General features: G+C 65.6%; 14 protein-coding genes. 4 read left to right on the top strand and 10 right to left on the bottom strand.

What is annotated here, in order from left to right; genetic code table 11:
* The first annotated feature begins 3 nt into the window (after window positions 1-3).
* The gene (yidD, locus tag ACEN98_RS21020) at window positions 4-561 is read left to right on the top strand and encodes a membrane protein insertion efficiency factor YidD (protein ID WP_413386915.1); all 558 of its coding nucleotides are present in this window, start codon (window positions 4-6) and stop codon (window positions 559-561) included.
* Here the strand turns inward: yidD and ACEN98_RS21015 are convergent.
* From ACEN98_RS21015 to argJ, 3 genes are read right to left on the bottom strand one after another with little or no spacing between them, the layout of a single operon-like run.
* Window positions 482-895, bottom strand: coding sequence for an NUDIX domain-containing protein (locus tag ACEN98_RS21015; protein WP_413386914.1), 414 nt, complete (start codon window positions 893-895; stop codon window positions 482-484). The two genes, yidD and ACEN98_RS21015, sit on opposite strands and share 80 nt — an antisense overlap.
* Window positions 888-1,793, bottom strand: coding sequence for an ATP-binding protein (locus ACEN98_RS21010; protein WP_413386913.1), 906 nt, complete (start codon window positions 1,791-1,793; stop codon window positions 888-890). The genes ACEN98_RS21015 and ACEN98_RS21010 overlap by 8 nt, the downstream gene beginning before the upstream one ends.
* A 4-nt stretch (window positions 1,794-1,797) precedes the next feature.
* Window positions 1,798-3,036 (bottom strand): bifunctional glutamate N-acetyltransferase/amino-acid acetyltransferase ArgJ, encoded by a 1,239-nt coding sequence (gene argJ / locus ACEN98_RS21005; RefSeq protein WP_413386912.1) that lies wholly within the window; start codon window positions 3,034-3,036, stop codon window positions 1,798-1,800.
* A 173-nt stretch (window positions 3,037-3,209) separates the two neighbouring features.
* Here argJ and ACEN98_RS21000 point away from each other — a divergent pair, with 173 nt between their 5' ends.
* Both ACEN98_RS21000 and ACEN98_RS20995 read left to right on the top strand, forming a co-directional pair.
* Complete coding sequence (locus ACEN98_RS21000) at window positions 3,210-4,271, top strand: AI-2E family transporter (protein ID WP_413386910.1); 1,062 nt, start codon at window positions 3,210-3,212, stop codon at window positions 4,269-4,271.
* 56 nt (window positions 4,272-4,327) lie between these two features.
* The gene (locus ACEN98_RS20995) at window positions 4,328-5,338 is read left to right on the top strand and encodes a MerR family transcriptional regulator (protein ID WP_413386908.1); all 1,011 of its coding nucleotides are present in this window, start codon (window positions 4,328-4,330) and stop codon (window positions 5,336-5,338) included.
* Between the two features lie 86 nt (window positions 5,339-5,424).
* On the opposite strand, the gene secA is transcribed toward ACEN98_RS20995, so the two are convergent.
* A complete protein-coding gene (secA, locus tag ACEN98_RS20990; RefSeq protein ID WP_413386906.1) occupies window positions 5,425-8,208 on the bottom strand; it encodes a preprotein translocase subunit SecA in 2,784 nt (927 codons plus the stop codon).
* Between the two features lie 245 nt (window positions 8,209-8,453).
* Between secA and ACEN98_RS20985 the strand changes: the two genes are divergently transcribed.
* On the top strand, window positions 8,454-8,957 hold the full coding sequence (locus ACEN98_RS20985; RefSeq protein WP_413386904.1) for a DciA family protein: 504 nt from the start codon (window positions 8,454-8,456) through the stop codon (window positions 8,955-8,957).
* 195 nt (window positions 8,958-9,152) lie between these two features.
* On the opposite strand, the gene lpxC is transcribed toward ACEN98_RS20985, so the two are convergent.
* The 6 genes from lpxC to ftsA form a co-directional block, all read right to left on the bottom strand.
* The gene (gene lpxC, locus ACEN98_RS20980) at window positions 9,153-10,088 is read right to left on the bottom strand and encodes a UDP-3-O-acyl-N-acetylglucosamine deacetylase (protein WP_413386903.1); all 936 of its coding nucleotides are present in this window, start codon (window positions 10,086-10,088) and stop codon (window positions 9,153-9,155) included.
* A gap of 71 nt (window positions 10,089-10,159) precedes the next feature.
* Entirely contained in the window at window positions 10,160-11,041 is an 882-nt protein-coding gene (locus ACEN98_RS20975) for a DMT family transporter (RefSeq protein ID WP_413386902.1), read from the bottom strand.
* Window positions 11,042-11,051: 10 nt separating this feature from the next.
* Complete coding sequence (locus tag ACEN98_RS20970) at window positions 11,052-11,513, bottom strand: GNAT family N-acetyltransferase (protein ID WP_413339103.1); 462 nt, start codon at window positions 11,511-11,513, stop codon at window positions 11,052-11,054.
* A gap of 7 nt (window positions 11,514-11,520) precedes the next feature.
* On the bottom strand, window positions 11,521-12,024 hold the full coding sequence (locus tag ACEN98_RS20965; RefSeq protein ID WP_413339101.1) for a peroxiredoxin: 504 nt from the start codon (window positions 12,022-12,024) through the stop codon (window positions 11,521-11,523).
* A 211-nt stretch (window positions 12,025-12,235) separates the two neighbouring features.
* Window positions 12,236-13,435, bottom strand: coding sequence for a cell division protein FtsZ (ftsZ, locus tag ACEN98_RS20960; RefSeq protein ID WP_056122832.1), 1,200 nt, complete (start codon window positions 13,433-13,435; stop codon window positions 12,236-12,238).
* Window positions 13,436-13,652: 217 nt separating this feature from the next.
* Entirely contained in the window at window positions 13,653-14,885 is a 1,233-nt protein-coding gene (gene ftsA / locus ACEN98_RS20955) for a cell division protein FtsA (protein WP_056122830.1), read from the bottom strand.
* Window positions 14,886-14,896: the final 11 nt, after the last annotated feature.

Raw genomic sequence — 14,896 nt, 5'->3', positions numbered from 1 at the left:
CGCGTGAAGGCCGCCGCACTGGCGCTGGCCGCCATCCGCTTCTACCAGCGTTTCATCTCTCCGTACAAGGGCTTTTCCTGCGCGCTGCGCGTGGCGACGGGCGGTGACAGCTGCTCGGCGTATGGCCACGCGGTCATCGCGCGCTTCGGGCTCAGGCGCGGACTCGGACTGCTCGACCGCCGCCTCGCGCTGTGCGGCCACGTGCACCGGCAGATGCCGCGCCCGCCCGCGCCCGTGCTCCATCCGCGCGTGCGACGCCAGCAGGGATTCTGCGACGCGCCGTGCGACGTGCCCTGCGACGGCCCCGGCCACTGCCATTTTCCGTGCGACGGCCACCACCACTGCGGCGGCGTGCCGCGGCATCTACCCTGCGACGCGTGCGATCTGTGCGATGTCTGCGACGGCTGCGACGCGTGGAAACGCTGGCGCGAGCGCCGCCGCCGGCACGACACGCGTGACCTGGATGCGGCGGCGGAACGGATCAGGCGCCGGAATGCCCCGCGTACCGCACCTGGTCCAGCCACTCGAGCAGCGGAATCGTCGCCGGCAGCAGAGGACTGACGGCATACGCGCCCTGCCACGCGAACGCCTGCCCTTCCAGGCTTTGCGGCTCACCTTCCCACTCGCGGCTGATGTAGAAATACAGCCGCACGTGCGCGTGCTCGTACACGTGTTCGACGCAGCACCACGGCTCCGCCGAGATCACCGTCACGCCCAGTTCTTCGACGAATTCGCGCTGCAGCGCGTGGAAGATGTCCTCGCCCGGCTCGACCTTCCCGCCCGGGAATTCCCAGTAGCCGGCATACGGCTTGCCGTCCGGGCGCTGGCCCAGCAGCACGTCGCCGTTCGGGCGCATCAGCACGCCCACGGCCACATCGACCGGCTTCTCAGACATCGACCTGTTCCTGGTCCGGCGCGGGCGGCAGCTTGCCCGCGTAGTCCTTGGCGAACTGCCACGCGACGCGGCCCGAGCGCGAGCCGCGGCCCAGCGCCCAGCGCAGCGCATCGCCGCGCGCGCCCTCGATCTGCTCCGGCGTGCAGCCGAAGCTCGCCAGCCAGTGGCCGACGATGTCCAGGTAGTCGTCCTGCTTGAACGGATAGAACGACAGCCACAGGCCGAAGCGTTCGGACAGCGAAATCTTTTCCTCGACCGTCTCGGCCGGGTGCAGGTCGTCGTCGGCCACGTGCTTGTAGCCGGCGTTGTCCGAGAATTTTTCCGGCATCAGGTGACGGCGGTTCGACGTCGCGTAGATCAGCACATTGTCCGACTGCGCCGCAATGCTGCCATCGAGCGCCACCTTCAGCGCCTTGTAGCCCGCCTCGCCCTCTTCGAAACTGAGGTCGTCGCAAAAGATCACGAAGCGCTCCGGCCGGCCCGCGACGAGGTCGACGATGTCCGGCAGGTCGGCCAGGTCGGCCTTGTCCACTTCGATCAGGCGCAGGCCCTGCGGCGCGAACTGATTCAGGCACGCCTTGATCAGCGACGATTTACCGGTGCCGCGCGCGCCCGTCAGCAGCACGTTGTTGGCGGGGCGTTTGGTCACGAACTGGCGCGTGTTCTGCTCGATCTGCTCTTTCTGCGGACCGATGTGCTGCAGGTCGTCCAGGCGGATGCTGGCCGTGTGCGCCACGGCCTGCAGGTACTTGACGTTGCCCGCGCCCGGGCGCTTGCGCCAGCGGTAGGCGTAACCGTGGCGGAAATCCGGATCGCGCGGCGCCGCGGGCGGCAATAACGCCTCCACGCGCGCCAGCAGGGCTTCGGCGCGGTGCAGGAAATTCTCCAGCTGGTTCATCGGGTCAGGAACGGTAGTCGGCGTTGATCGAGACGTAGTCGTGCGACAGGTCGCAGGTCCACACGGTGGCATCCGCCTCGCCGCGCGCGAGCACGACGCGCACGAGGATCTCGGCCTTCTTCATCACGCGCTGGCCATCCTCTTCCTTGTACTCGGGATTGCGGCCGCCGGCCTTGGCGACGAGGACGTCGTCCAGGTACAGGTCGAGCTTCGCCGTATCGAGATCGTCGACGCCCGCGTAGCCGATGGCGGCCAGGATGCGGCCCAGGTTCGGGTCCGATGCGAAGAACGCGGTCTTCACGAGCGGCGAGTGGGCGATGGCGTAGGCGATCTTGCGGCATTCTTCCATGTCGCGGCCCTGCTCCACGGTGATCGTGATGAACTTGGTGGCGCCTTCGCCGTCGCGGATGATCTGCTGTGCCAGATGGCGCGAGATGCCGGTGACGGCGTCGCGCAGCGCTGCGTAGTCCGGGCTGTCGGTCGAATCGACGACGAGCGAACCCGCGCCCGTGGCGACGAGGATGAACGAATCGTTGGTCGACGTGTCGCCGTCGATCGTGATGCTGTTGAACGAGCGGTCGGCCGCGTACTTCACGAGTTCGTCCAGCACGGGTTGCGCGACCTTCGCGTCGAAGGCGAGATAGCCCAGCATCGTCGCCATGTTCGGCTTGATCATGCCGGCGCCCTTGCTGATGCCGGTCATCGTGACGGCGTGGCCGCCGATGGTGGTCGTCAGCGACGCCGCTTTCGGCTGCGTGTCCGTCGTCATGATGGCTTCGGCCGCGTTGAACCAGTTGTCCGCCTTCAGGTTCGCAATGGCGGCCGGCAGGCCCGCGACGATCTTTTGCACCGGCAGCGGTTCCAGGATCACGCCGGTGGAGAACGGCAGCACCTGCTGCGCGTCGAGACCCAGCAGGCGTGCCACTTCGGCGCACGTGGCCTGCGCGTTCTGCAGGCCCGGCTCGCCGGTACCCGCGTTCGCGTTGCCCGTGTTGACGACCAGCGCGCGGATCGGCTTGCCGCCACCTTTGACCGCTTCGAGATTCGCCTTGCTCACCTGGACCGGCGCCGCGCAGAAGCGGTTCTTGGTGAACACGCCGGCGACGGTCGCCCCTTCGGCGAGCTTCATCACCAGCACATCCTTGCGGTTCGGCTTCTTGATGCCGGCTTCGGCGTAACCGAGTTCGATGCCGGCGACGGGTTTCAGTTCGGCGGCGACGGGCAGGGGGGAATTGACGGCCATGGCGTTCTCTAATGAAAAGATGGAAAGAAGGTCCGGTATTGTACCGCCTGCGGGCGACATGCACGGACGGGCAGCCGCTGTTAATACACGCTTAAGTCGACCACTTAATAATCGGCAACACTACTTACCCGGCGATGACGCTTTGGTAAGATGGCCCATCCACCGGAGGAGTAATGACCGACAACCAACGCGACGTAATGAGCGCCGGCTTTTCGCTGGCGATCGTCCTGTGTGCCCTGTTCGTGACGCAGCGCTTCATCCTGCCGCTGCTGTGGGCCGCGATCCTGTGCATCGCCACATGGCCGCTGTACGCGCGCGTCCGCACGGCGCTGGGCGGGCGCACGATCGTCGCGGCGGCCCTCGTCACGGTCATCGTCGCCATCGTGTTCATCGCGCCGCTCGCGCTGGGCGTCACGTCGGCCGCGCGCCAGGCGCCCGCGCTGGCGCAGCTGGTCGCGAGCGCCAATACGGAAGGCCTCGCGGCGCCCGAGTGGCTGCACGGCATCCCGTTCGCCGGCGACGCCATCTACAACTGGTGGCTGGCCACGCTCGGCCAGCCGCACGGCCTCGCGCACCTGCTGCAGGACGGCTCCGTGGGTCGCATGCAGACCGCCAGCGAAGTGCTGAAACGGGTCGGCAGCGGCGTCATGCACCGCCTCGTCGACATGCTGTTCGCCTTCCTGTGCCTGTTCTTCTTCTACAAGGACGGGGCCGCGCTGCAGCGCCAGACGGACGCCATCGGCGCGCACCTGATCGGCACGCGGCGCTGGACCTTGTTCTCGCTGAAGGTGCCCGTCGCGGTGCGCGCCACCGTCAACGGCCTGGTGCTCGTCGGTCTCGCGGAAGGCGTGCTGCTGGGCATCGGCTACCAGATCGCGGGCCTGCCGTCGGCCGTGCTGTGGGCCGCCGCGACGGGCGTCCTCGCCATCATCCCGTTCGGCGCCCCGCTCGCCTTCGGCGCCGCCGCCGCGCTGCTCGCGTACCAGGGCGCGACGATCGCGGCGATCGCGATCCTCGTGTGGGGCGCCATCATCCTGTTCATCGCGGATCACTTCGTGCGGCCGGCGATGATCGGCAATGCGACGCAGCTGCCGTTCGTCGCCGTCCTGCTGGGCATCCTCGGCGGCGTCGAGACGCTGGGTCTCATCGGGCTGTTCGTCGGGCCCGTCGTGATGACCTTGTTCGTCACGTTGTGGCACGAGGCGCGCGCGTTGCGCGAGGCGCGTACCGCTTGACCCTCACCTAACGTGAGGCCCGAGACTGTCCGCACGCTGAAGAACGGAGACGAACGATGCTGAAAGTAGGAGAGCTGGCCGCCCTGGCCAACCTGACGGTGCGCACCCTGCACCACTACGACGGCATCGGCCTGCTCCGCCCTTCCGCGCGTTCCGATGCCGGCTACCGGCTCTACGACCGCGACGACGTGGCCCGCCTGCACCGCATCCAGGCCCTGCGCGCGTTCGGCCTGAGCCTCGCCGACATCGCCCTCACGCTGGACAGTCCGGCCGGCTCGCCGCTGGCGATCGTCGACCGCCAGCTGGAAGCGCTCGAAACGCGCATGGCGGAAGCCAGGCGCCTGCGCGACCAGCTGCTGCGCGTGCGCGCGCAACTCGTGCAAGGCAGCGCGCCGGACCTGTCCACGTGGCTCACCACATTGGAGAACACCATGGACATGATCAACGTGTACGAACGCTATTTCACCAAGGAGGAACTGGAACGGCTGCCGATGGTCCGCAGCGACGCCGCCCAGGCGCAATGGCAGGCGATGGTCGAACAGGTGCGCGGCCTGATCGAATCGCAAGTGCCCCCCGGCTCGGATGCCGCCAAGGCTTTTGCACTGCGCTGGCTGCAGACATTCGACCGCGACACCGGAGGCGACGCGGCGCTGCAGGCAAAGCTGAACGCGATGGTCGAGCGCGAAAAGGACGCCGTCGGCATGCCCGCGCAGATTTTCGACTACGTGAAGGCCGCCGTCGGCGAGCTGAAATCCGACACGTGGGCGAAATACCTGCGGCCGGAAGTCCTCGACCGCATGCGCCGCCACATCGCCGCGCGCGGCCACGAATGGACGCCGCTGATCGCGCAAGTACAGGCCGAGATCAAGGCCGATCCGGACGCAACAGGCCCGCGCGCGCGCGACCTGGGACGCCAATGGATGGCCCTGTTCCACGACATGGTCGGCACGGACCCGCAAGACGTCGACGCGTTCCGCAAGGCCACGGCGACGGAACCCCTGCTGCGCATGGGGCCGGGCATCGGCGACGCGACGCTGGCCTGGCTGCGCAAGGCGCTAAGTACCTGAAGCAATTGCTTAAAACCGGGGTCAGAGCCCGGTTTTAAGCAACAAAAAAGGCACCCGCGGGTGCCTTCTTTTTGGGGGTTACGGCATCACGCCAGCTTGCCGTGGCAAGCCTTGAACTTCTTGCCGCTGCCGCACGGGCACGGGTCGTTGCGGCCGACCTTCACGCCCATGTAGGTGGTGGCCGGATCGTCCGCCATCGCCGTCGTGCCTGGAGTGACTGCGAGCGGCGCCAACAGTTCTTCCGGCGCCGCCGTCGGGTCGAAGTCGGCGTGCTGGTAGTTGACGTTTTCCAGGTGTGCAGCCGCTGCCTGCATCGCCGCTTCCGCCGCCTCGACTTCCTCGCGGGTCTGGATGCGGACGGTCATGATGGTGCGGATGACTTCGTTCTTGATCTGGTCGAGCATCGCGCCGAACAGTTCGAACGCTTCGCGCTTGTATTCCTGCTTCGGGTTCTTCTGCGCATAACCGCGCAGGTGGATGCCCTGGCGCAGGTGGTCCAGCGCGGCCAGGTGCTCGCGCCAGTGCGTGTCGATGTTCTGCAGCATGACGTTGCGCTCGAAGCCGCCGAACGCTTCCTTGCCGACGATGCCGACCTTCGCTTCGTACGAGCTCTCCGCGGCGGCCAGCACGCGCTCGAGGATGTCGTCGTCGTTCAGGTTCGGCTCTTCCTCCAGCATCTTCGCCAGCGGCACCGGCAGGGCCCATTCGTCGGCCAGCACGCGCTCCAGCGTCGGGATGTCCCACTGCTCTTCCACCGACTCCGCCGGCACATGGGTGCGCACGACGTCGGTGAACACGCCGATGCGCAAGCTGGCGATCAGCTCGGAGATGTCGGCCGCTTCCAGCAACTCGTTACGCTGGGTGTAGATCACCTTGCGCTGGTCGTTGGCGACGTCGTCGTATTCCAGCAGCTGCTTGCGGATGTCGAAGTTGCGGGCCTCGACCTTGCGCTGCGCGCCTTCGATCGAGCGCGTGACCATGCCCGCTTCGATCGGTTCGCCTTCCGGCATCTTGAGGCGGTCCATCACGGCGCGCACGCGGTCGCCCGCGAAGATGCGCAGCAACGGGTCGTCCAGCGACAGGTAGAAGCGCGACGAACCCGGGTCGCCCTGGCGGCCCGAACGGCCGCGCAGCTGGTTGTCGACGCGGCGCGACTCGTGGCGTTCGGTGCCGATGATGTGCAGGCCGCCCTGCGCGACGACGTGGTCGTGCAGCGATTGCCATTCCTCGCGCAGCTTGGCCGACTGCTCGGCCTTCTGTTCCGGCGACAGCGATTCGTCCGCTTCGATGAACTGGATCTGCTTCTCGACGTTGCCGCCCAGGACGATGTCGGTACCGCGGCCGGCCATGTTGGTGGCGATGGTGATCATCTTCGGACGACCGGCCTGCGCGATGATCTCCGCCTCGCGGGCGTGCTGCTTCGCGTTCAGCACGTTGTGCGGCAGCTTGGCCTGGTCCAGGATGCCCGACAGCAGTTCCGAGTTCTCGATCGACGTCGTACCGACGAGGACCGGCTGGCCGCGCTCGTAGCAGTCGCGGATGTCGTTCACCATCGCCTGGTATTTTTCCTGCGCCGTCTTGTACACCTGGTCCTGGCGGTCCTTGCGCTGCGACGGACGGTTCGGCGGGACGACGACGGTTTCCAGGCCGTAGATCTCCTGGAATTCGTACGCTTCCGTGTCCGCCGTACCCGTCATGCCCGACAGCTTGCTGTACATGCGGAAGTAGTTCTGGAAGGTGATCGAGGCCAGCGTCTGGTTCTCGTTCTGGATGCGCACACCCTCTTTCGCTTCCACGGCCTGGTGCAGGCCGTCGGACCAGCGGCGGCCCGTCATCAGGCGGCCGGTGAATTCGTCGACGATCACGACCTCGTTGTTCTGCACGACGTAGTGCTGGTCCTTGTGGTACAGCACGTGCGCGCGCAGGGCGGCGTACAGGTGGTGGATCAGCGTGATGTTGGCGGCGTCGTACAGCGACGCGCCTTCCGGCAGCAGGCCCATCTTCGTGAGGATGGCCTCGGCCTTTTCGTGGCCGGCCTCGGTCAGCAGCACGGTGTGCGCCTTCTCGTCCTTCGTGTAGTCGCCCGGGACTTCGATGTTGCCCCTGCCGTCCGGCGTCTCCTCGCCGATCTGCAGGGTCAGCAGCGGCGGGACTTCGTTGATCTTGTGGTACAGCTCCGTGTGGTTCTCGGCCTGTCCGGAAATGATCAGCGGCGTACGCGCTTCGTCGATCAGGATCGAGTCCACCTCGTCGACCACGGCGAAGTTCAGGCCACGCTGCACACGCTCGCGCATCTCGTAGACCATGTTGTCGCGCAGGTAGTCGAAGCCGTATTCGTTGTTGGTGCCGTAGGTGATGTCGGAACCGTAGGCTTTCTGCTTGCTGTCGTGATCCATCTGCGACAGGTTCACGCCCGTCGTCAAACCGAGCCAGCCGTACAGGCGGCCCATCTGCTCGGCGTCGCGCTGGGCCAGGTAATCGTTGACCGTCACGACGTGCACGCCCTTGCCGGACAGCGCGTTCAGGTACACGGGCAGGGTCGCCATCAGCGTTTTACCCTCGCCGGTGCCCATCTCGGCGATCTTGCCGTAGTGAAGGACCATGCCGCCGATCAGCTGCACGTCGAAGTGGCGCATCTTCATGACGCGCTTGGCGGCTTCGCGGCAGACGGCGAAGGCTTCCACGAGGATGTCGTCCAGCGTGGCGCCCCCGGCCAGGCGTTGCTTGAATTCGTTTGTCTTTGCCTGGAGATCGGCATCGGACAGCGCTTCCATCTGCGGCTCGAGCGCGTTGATCTCGCGTACGGATTTTTGGTATTGCTTGAGCAGACGCTGGTTACGGCTGCCGAAAATCTTGGTCAGGAATGACATGCTGTGTTCTTCAAAAGTACGCCGCGAAAAAGGTCCGAGGAGCCCAGGATGATAGCAAAAACATATCTCCCCGAGAGCACCAATGGCAAAAAGCCACCGATTTTATCATGCGATCCGGCCACACTTGGGGGTCGCCCGGCGGATCACAAGTGCGGCTGGCAAAAAATGTTATCAAACTGCATTCGATTTCACACAAGACGCACGATTCTTCGCGGCAGGGCCGGCGGCTGTGGTATGTTCCGAGCATGCAGTCCACGAACAATCAGCAGCGTCCCTTCCATATCTACGGCACCCGCGACCGCAAGACGTCGTTCGTGGCGACCGACTTCCTGCGCGCCAACGACCGCCTCGCCGCCCTGATGCCGACCGCCCTGCGCGTGGGCAATTTGCAGCGCGACGTCAAAGCGATCCTGCCGCCGATGTACGCCGGCTGCGACGTGCTGTCGTTCCAGGATGCCGTGCTGACCCTCGCCGTGCCCTCTTCCGCCGTCGCGGCCAAGCTCAAGCAGCAGCTGCCCAAGCTGCAGGCGGGTTTGCAGAAAAAGGGATGGCAGGTGGAGAACGTGCGCATCAAGATCCAGATGCGGCCGAACGTGCCCGTGCGCGAGGAGCTGAAGCCGTCCTCGCTGACCTTGCCGCCGACGGCGGTGGATGCGTTCGAGCAGTTGGGGGAGACGTTGCCAGAAACGCCGCAGAACGCGGGGCTGATCGCGGCAATCAAGAGGCTGGCGGAGAGACGGAAGAAATAGGAGCGTCGTTACTGCGAGACCGTCGTGAAAGTAACAAGCGCCGTTACCTTAACACCGTCATTCCCGGCACTGCCGGAAATGACTTCCCGCGAAGGCGGGCATCCAAGTGCGTTAGCGCAGTGCCGGCCTGCATTGGGTTTCCGCCTGCGCGGGAACGACGTTGTTTGGGGACGCGGGTAAGCTAAAGCCGGCGCCTCAGGTCAGCGCCCACTCCCTTTCCATCTGCGCCCCATACGACACGGGCGCCCGCTCCTGCGCATCGAACGTCACGATCTCGTACGATTCCGGATGCGCCAGCAGCTCGCGCAGCAGCAGGTTGTTCAGGCCGTGGCCCGACTTGTGCGCCTCGTAGCTGGCCAGCAGCGGCGAGCCGACGAGATACAGGTCGCCGATCGCGTCGAGGATTTTATGGCGCACGAACTCGTCGTCGTAGCGCAGGCCGTCCGCATTCAGGATGCGGTACTCGTCCATCACGATCGCGTTTTCCAGCGAGCCGCCGCGCGCCAGGCCCATGCCGCGCAGGCTTTCCACGTCCTGCATGAAGCCGAACGTGCGGGCACGCGCCACGTCGTGCACGTACGAGACCTTGCCGAAGTCGACGATCGCGCGCTGCGTCGTGCCGTCCACGGCCGGGTGGTTGAATTCGATGAAGAAGTCGAGCTTGAAGCCGTCGTACGGGGTCAGGCGCGCCCATTTCTCGTTGGCACCGCTGCCCTGGCGGACTTCCACGGGTTTCAGCACGCGGATGAATTTCTTGGGCGCGGCCTGCTCCTGCACACCCGCCTGCTGCAGCAGGAAGACGAACGACGACGCGGAACCGTCCATGATCGGAATCTCTTCGGCCGTGACGTCGACGTACAGGTTGTCGATGCCGAGGCCGGCGCAGGCCGACATCAGGTGCTCGACGGTCGAGACGCGCGCATTGCCCTGCGTGAGCACCGACGCCATGCGTGTATCGCCCACGATATCGGCATTCGACGGGAACTCGACGATGGGGTCGAGATCGACGCGGCGGAACACGATGCCCATATCGGCGGCCGCCGGACGCAGGGTCAGCTCGACCTTGGTGCCGGAGTGCAAGCCGACACCTGTCGTGCGCACCAGTTGTTTGATGGTTCGTTGTTTGAGCATCGTTCGATTATATCGTAGCGTTTACAGCCTTGCCGGGACCCGCCTGCCCCGGTGGCAGGAACACCACGTTTTCAAGGATGCTCGGCTTCCGCGTGAGTGGTTTCGTGGCGGATCAGGTACAGGCCACTGCCGATGATGATGGCGGCGCCCAGTAAAGTGTATTCATCTGGCAAGGTTTTCCACATGAGCCAGTCGATGGCCACGCCCCAGGCCAGCGCCGTGTATTCGAACGGCGCCACCACGGACGCCTCGCCGTGGCTGAACGCCTCCGTCAGCGCCAGCTGGCCGAAAAAGCCGCTCACGGCCAGCATCAGGATCAGCAGCCAGTGCCCGGCCTGCACGGGCACCCACGCGGGCGCGGCCATGGGCGTCGCACCGATCGCCATCAGCACCATCAGCCAGAACATCATGTGCTCGCCCCGGTCCGTGCGCGCGAGCACGCGTCCGGCCACGGCCGACACGGCATAGCACACGGCCGCGGTCAGCACCGCGAGTCCGCCCAGCGAGAAAAAGCCGGCGCCGGTCGGCCGCAGCACGACGAGCACGCCGGCCATGCCGACGCCGATCGCGATCCAGCGCGCGCCGTTCACGCGCTCGCCCAGCACGAACACGGACAGCACCGTGATCAGGATCGGGCCGATGAAAAAGATCGAATACGCTTCGGCCAGCGACAGCGTCTTGAGGCCGTACGTGAACAGCGCCAGCATCGCGATGCCGATCGCGCCGCGCAGCAGGTGCAGCGGCCAGCGGATCTGCCAGAGCGACCGCTGGCCGCCGCGCCAGAATAAATAAGCGCCGACGAGCGGCAGCGCGGACAACGCGCGGATCGACGCCACCTGCATCGCCGGGAAGTGCGCGGACAGGAGCTTCATCGTCATGTCCATGATGGAGAACATGGCGACGCAGACCAGCATCGCGCGAATGCTGCGCATGTTCCCGGCGAGGCGGCTCATGGGCGATCTCTCAAAGCGGCATCTCCATGAACAGCGACAGCGGATCCTCCCGGTAATCGCCGAACGGCGCGCGGCGCTCGAAGCCGAGACGCTCGTACAACCCGATGGCTTCCGGCTGGTGAATGCCGGTCTCCAGGCGCAGCACCGACAGGCCGGACATCCGCGCGAACATCACGAGGTGCTCGAGCAGCTTGCGCCCGGTGCCGAGGCCGCGCTTGCGCTCGTCCACGAACATGCGTTTGATCTCACCATAAACTGAGCCATACTCCTGCTGGTTGACGAGCGCCGCGCACCCGACCGCCGCACCGTCGACGTCGCGCGCGACCAGGAACAGCACGTCGCCCTGCATCAGCGACGCGACGTCCATCAGGTGGTTGCTCTCGGCCGGATACAGCGCCGCGCAGTACGCGTCGAGGCGCGCGAGCATGTCGCGCACCTCGGGCTGGTCCGGCGTTTCGGTGTTGATGATCAAGGGTCGATCAGCCCAGTTGCTTGAGCAGCGTCTCGGCCGACGACACGTCGAAGCCGCCGTTCTCGATGTTCAGCTGCTTGACGACGCCGTCCTGCACCAGCATCGAGTAGCGCTTGGAGCGCACGCCGAAGCCCTTGGCGACGAGGTCGAATTCCAGGCCCAGGGCCTTGGTGAACGTGGCGCTGCCGTCGGCCATCATGCGCACGATGCCGGTGGCCTTCTGGTCGCGGCCCCACGCGCCCATCACGAACGCGTCGTTCACGGAGATGCACCAGATCTCGTCGACGCCCTTGGCTTTCAGCTGGTCGGCCAGCTGGATGTAGCCGGGCAGGTGCTGCGCGGAGCAGGTCGGGGTGAAGGCGCCCGGCAGGCCGAAGATGGCGATGGTTTTACCTTTCACGAGGTCGGCCACGTTGAACGTGTTCGGACCGAGTGCGCAGCCTTCGGTTTCGACGTCGATGAATTCTTGCAGGGCGCCTTCCGGCAGGCGGTCGCCGATCTGGATCGTCATGGTGGTATTCCTTTCAAGTTTCAAGAACCCGCAAGTATGCCTGATCCAGCCCAAACCGGGGTCAGAGCCCTTATTTTGGCAACTGCCCACGAGCCAATTCCAAAAATCGGGCTCTGACCCCGGTTCTCAAAAACGAAAGGCCAGGCTGCTTGGAACAGCCTGGCCCCGCATCATGGAGCGCCGGTGGTCAGCCGGCGTTGGAGTCTGCTACTTAGTCGGCTTGCTTGCGCAGGAACGCCGGGATGTCGTAGGTCTCGACACCGTTGTTCTGCATCGCGCGCACCTGCTCGGAGGCCTGCTCGCGGCGCCACACGGCCGGCTGCTTCATGCCGTCCATCGCGCCGGCGGTCGCCGTACCCATGGTCACGCCGGCCGTCACGCCCGGGGTGCCCGACATCATCGGCGCGCCGTACGTGCCGGTGCGCAGCACCTGCTGCGGCTGCACCAGCGAGATGTTGGCCTTGTTCTTGCCCAGGCCCGTCGCGACGACGGTCACGCGCAGTTCGTCGCCCATCTCGTCGTCGTAGGCGATGCCTTGTGCGATCGCGGCGTCCGGTGCCGCGAAGGCGCGCACGGCGGCCATGACTTCCTTGATCTCCTTGCCTTTCAGGCCGCGCGACGCGGTGACGTTCACCAGGACGCCCTTCGCGCCCGACAGGTCGATGCCGTCCAGCAGCGGCGAAGCGACGGCCTGTTCGGCGGCGATGCGCGCGCGATCGACGCCCGACGCGGTCGCGGTGCCCATCATGGCCTTGCCCTGCTCGCTCATGATGGTCTTCACGTCGTTGAAGTCGACGTTGATGTGGCCCGGGACGTTGATGATCTCGGCGATACCGGCGACGGCGTTGTTCAGCACATCGTCCGCATGCTTCATCCAGTCCAGCATCGATTCGTCTTCGTAGATGTCTTCCAGCTTCTCGTTCAGGATGACGATCAGCGAGTCGACGTGCTTGGTCAGTTCGTTCAGGCCGTTTTCGGCGACGTCCATGCACTTCTGGCCTTCGTACGAGAACGGCTTCGAGACGACGGCCACGGTCAGCGCGCCCAGGCTCTTGGCGACTTCCGCGACGATCGGCGCGGCGCCGGTGCCGGTGCCGCCGCCCATGCCGGCGGCGATGAAGACCATGTGCGCGCCGCGCAGCGCGTCTTCGATGCGCATGCGCGATTGCTCGGCCAGCTGGCGGCCGATTTCCGGACGCATGCCCGCACCCAGGCCGGACTCGCCGATCTGGATGATGTTGTGGGCGCTGGATGCGGCCAGCGCCTGGGCGTCGGTATTCGCCGCGATGAACTCCACGCCGGCGACGCCCTTGTTGATCATATGCTGGACCGCATTGCCACCCGCGCCGCCAACGCCGACGACCTTGATGACCGTGCCCAATGCTGCGTTATCGACCATATCGAACTCCATGATGAACTCCTAATCTCGATGAGCCGTTTCCAAGCCCGAATCCTCGCGGACATCGCCAGGACTCGAGATTGGAAACGCGCCACTATTTTAAAAATGTTTCGTGTCCGTTACCAAGCAAATCTGCTACTAGCTGTTACAACCACTCCGAAAAACCCGCCACGCGTTGCGTTTACGTTGTTCCCATCCTGGCTCACGCGCGCTGCGGTCCTCCGCCGCCTCAGAAATTCCCGAGGAACCACTCTTTCATTCGTTGCCACACTGCCTTCACCGACCCGTCCTGACGGGTGACGATATGACCGCGCAGGTACTGTTTTTTCGCTTCCAGCAGCAGACCGAGGACCGTCGCGTAGCGCGGGCTGCGCACGACGTCCGCCAGTTGGCCGCGGTATTCCGGCGTGCCGAGGCGCGCCGGCTTCAGGAAGATGTCTTCCGCCATTTCGATCATGCCCGGCATGATCGACGAGCCGCCGGTCAGCACGATGCCCGACGAGAGCACGCCTTCGTAGCCGGACTCGCGCACGACCTGGTGCACCATCGCGAACAGTTCTTCCACGCGCGGCTCGATCACGGCAGCCAGCGCCTGGCGCGACAGCGAACGCGGTCCGCGGTCGCCGAGGCCCGGCACTTCCAGCGACTCGCCCGGATCGGCCAGCACCTGCTTGGCCACGCCGTAGCGGATCTTGATCTCTTCCGCCTCGCCCGTCGGCGTGCGCAGCGCCATCGCGATGTCGCTCGTGATCTGGTCGCCGGCGATCGGCAGCACGGCCGTGTGGCGGATCGCGCCGTCGCTGAACACCGCGATGTCGGTGGTGCCGCCGCCGATGTCGATCAGCACGACGCCCAGTTCCTTCTCGTCGTTCGTCAGCACGGAATCGGCCGACGCCATCGGCTGCAGGATCAGGTCCGAGACCTCGAGGCCGCAGCGGCGCACGCACTTTACAATATTCTGGACCGCGGACACCGCACCGGTGACGATGTGCACGCGCACCTCGAGGCGGATGCCGCTCATGCCGATCGGCTCGCGCACGTCTTCCTGGTTGTCGACGATGAATTCCTGCGGCACCGTGTGCAGCAGCTGCTGGTCGGTCGGGATGTTCACGGCCTTCGCCGTCTCGATCACGCGCGCCACGTCCGTGGCCGTCACTTCCTTGTCCTTGATGGCGACCATGCCGCTCGAGTTGAACGAACGGATATGGCTGCCGGCGATCCCCGCATACACGTTGCGGATCTTGCAGTCGGCCATCAGCTCGGCTTCCTCGAGCGCGCGCTGGATGGATTCGACGGTCGCTTCGATGTTGACGACAACGCCCTTCTTCAAACCCTTGGATTCGTGCTGGCCCAGTCCGATCACCTCGTGGCGGCCATCGGCCATCACTTCGGCCACTACCGCCACCACCTTCGAGGTACCGATGTCGAGGCCGACGATCAGGTTCTTCGCGTCTTTTGTCATGTTTGCTGTCG

The organism is Massilia sp. CT11-137 (assembly GCF_047302885.1).
Taxonomy (GTDB): Bacteria; Pseudomonadota; Gammaproteobacteria; order Burkholderiales; family Burkholderiaceae_D; genus Telluria; species Telluria orientalis.
The sequence above is the reverse complement of the archived record's forward strand: the minus strand, read 5'-3'. Positions and strand labels throughout refer to the sequence as shown.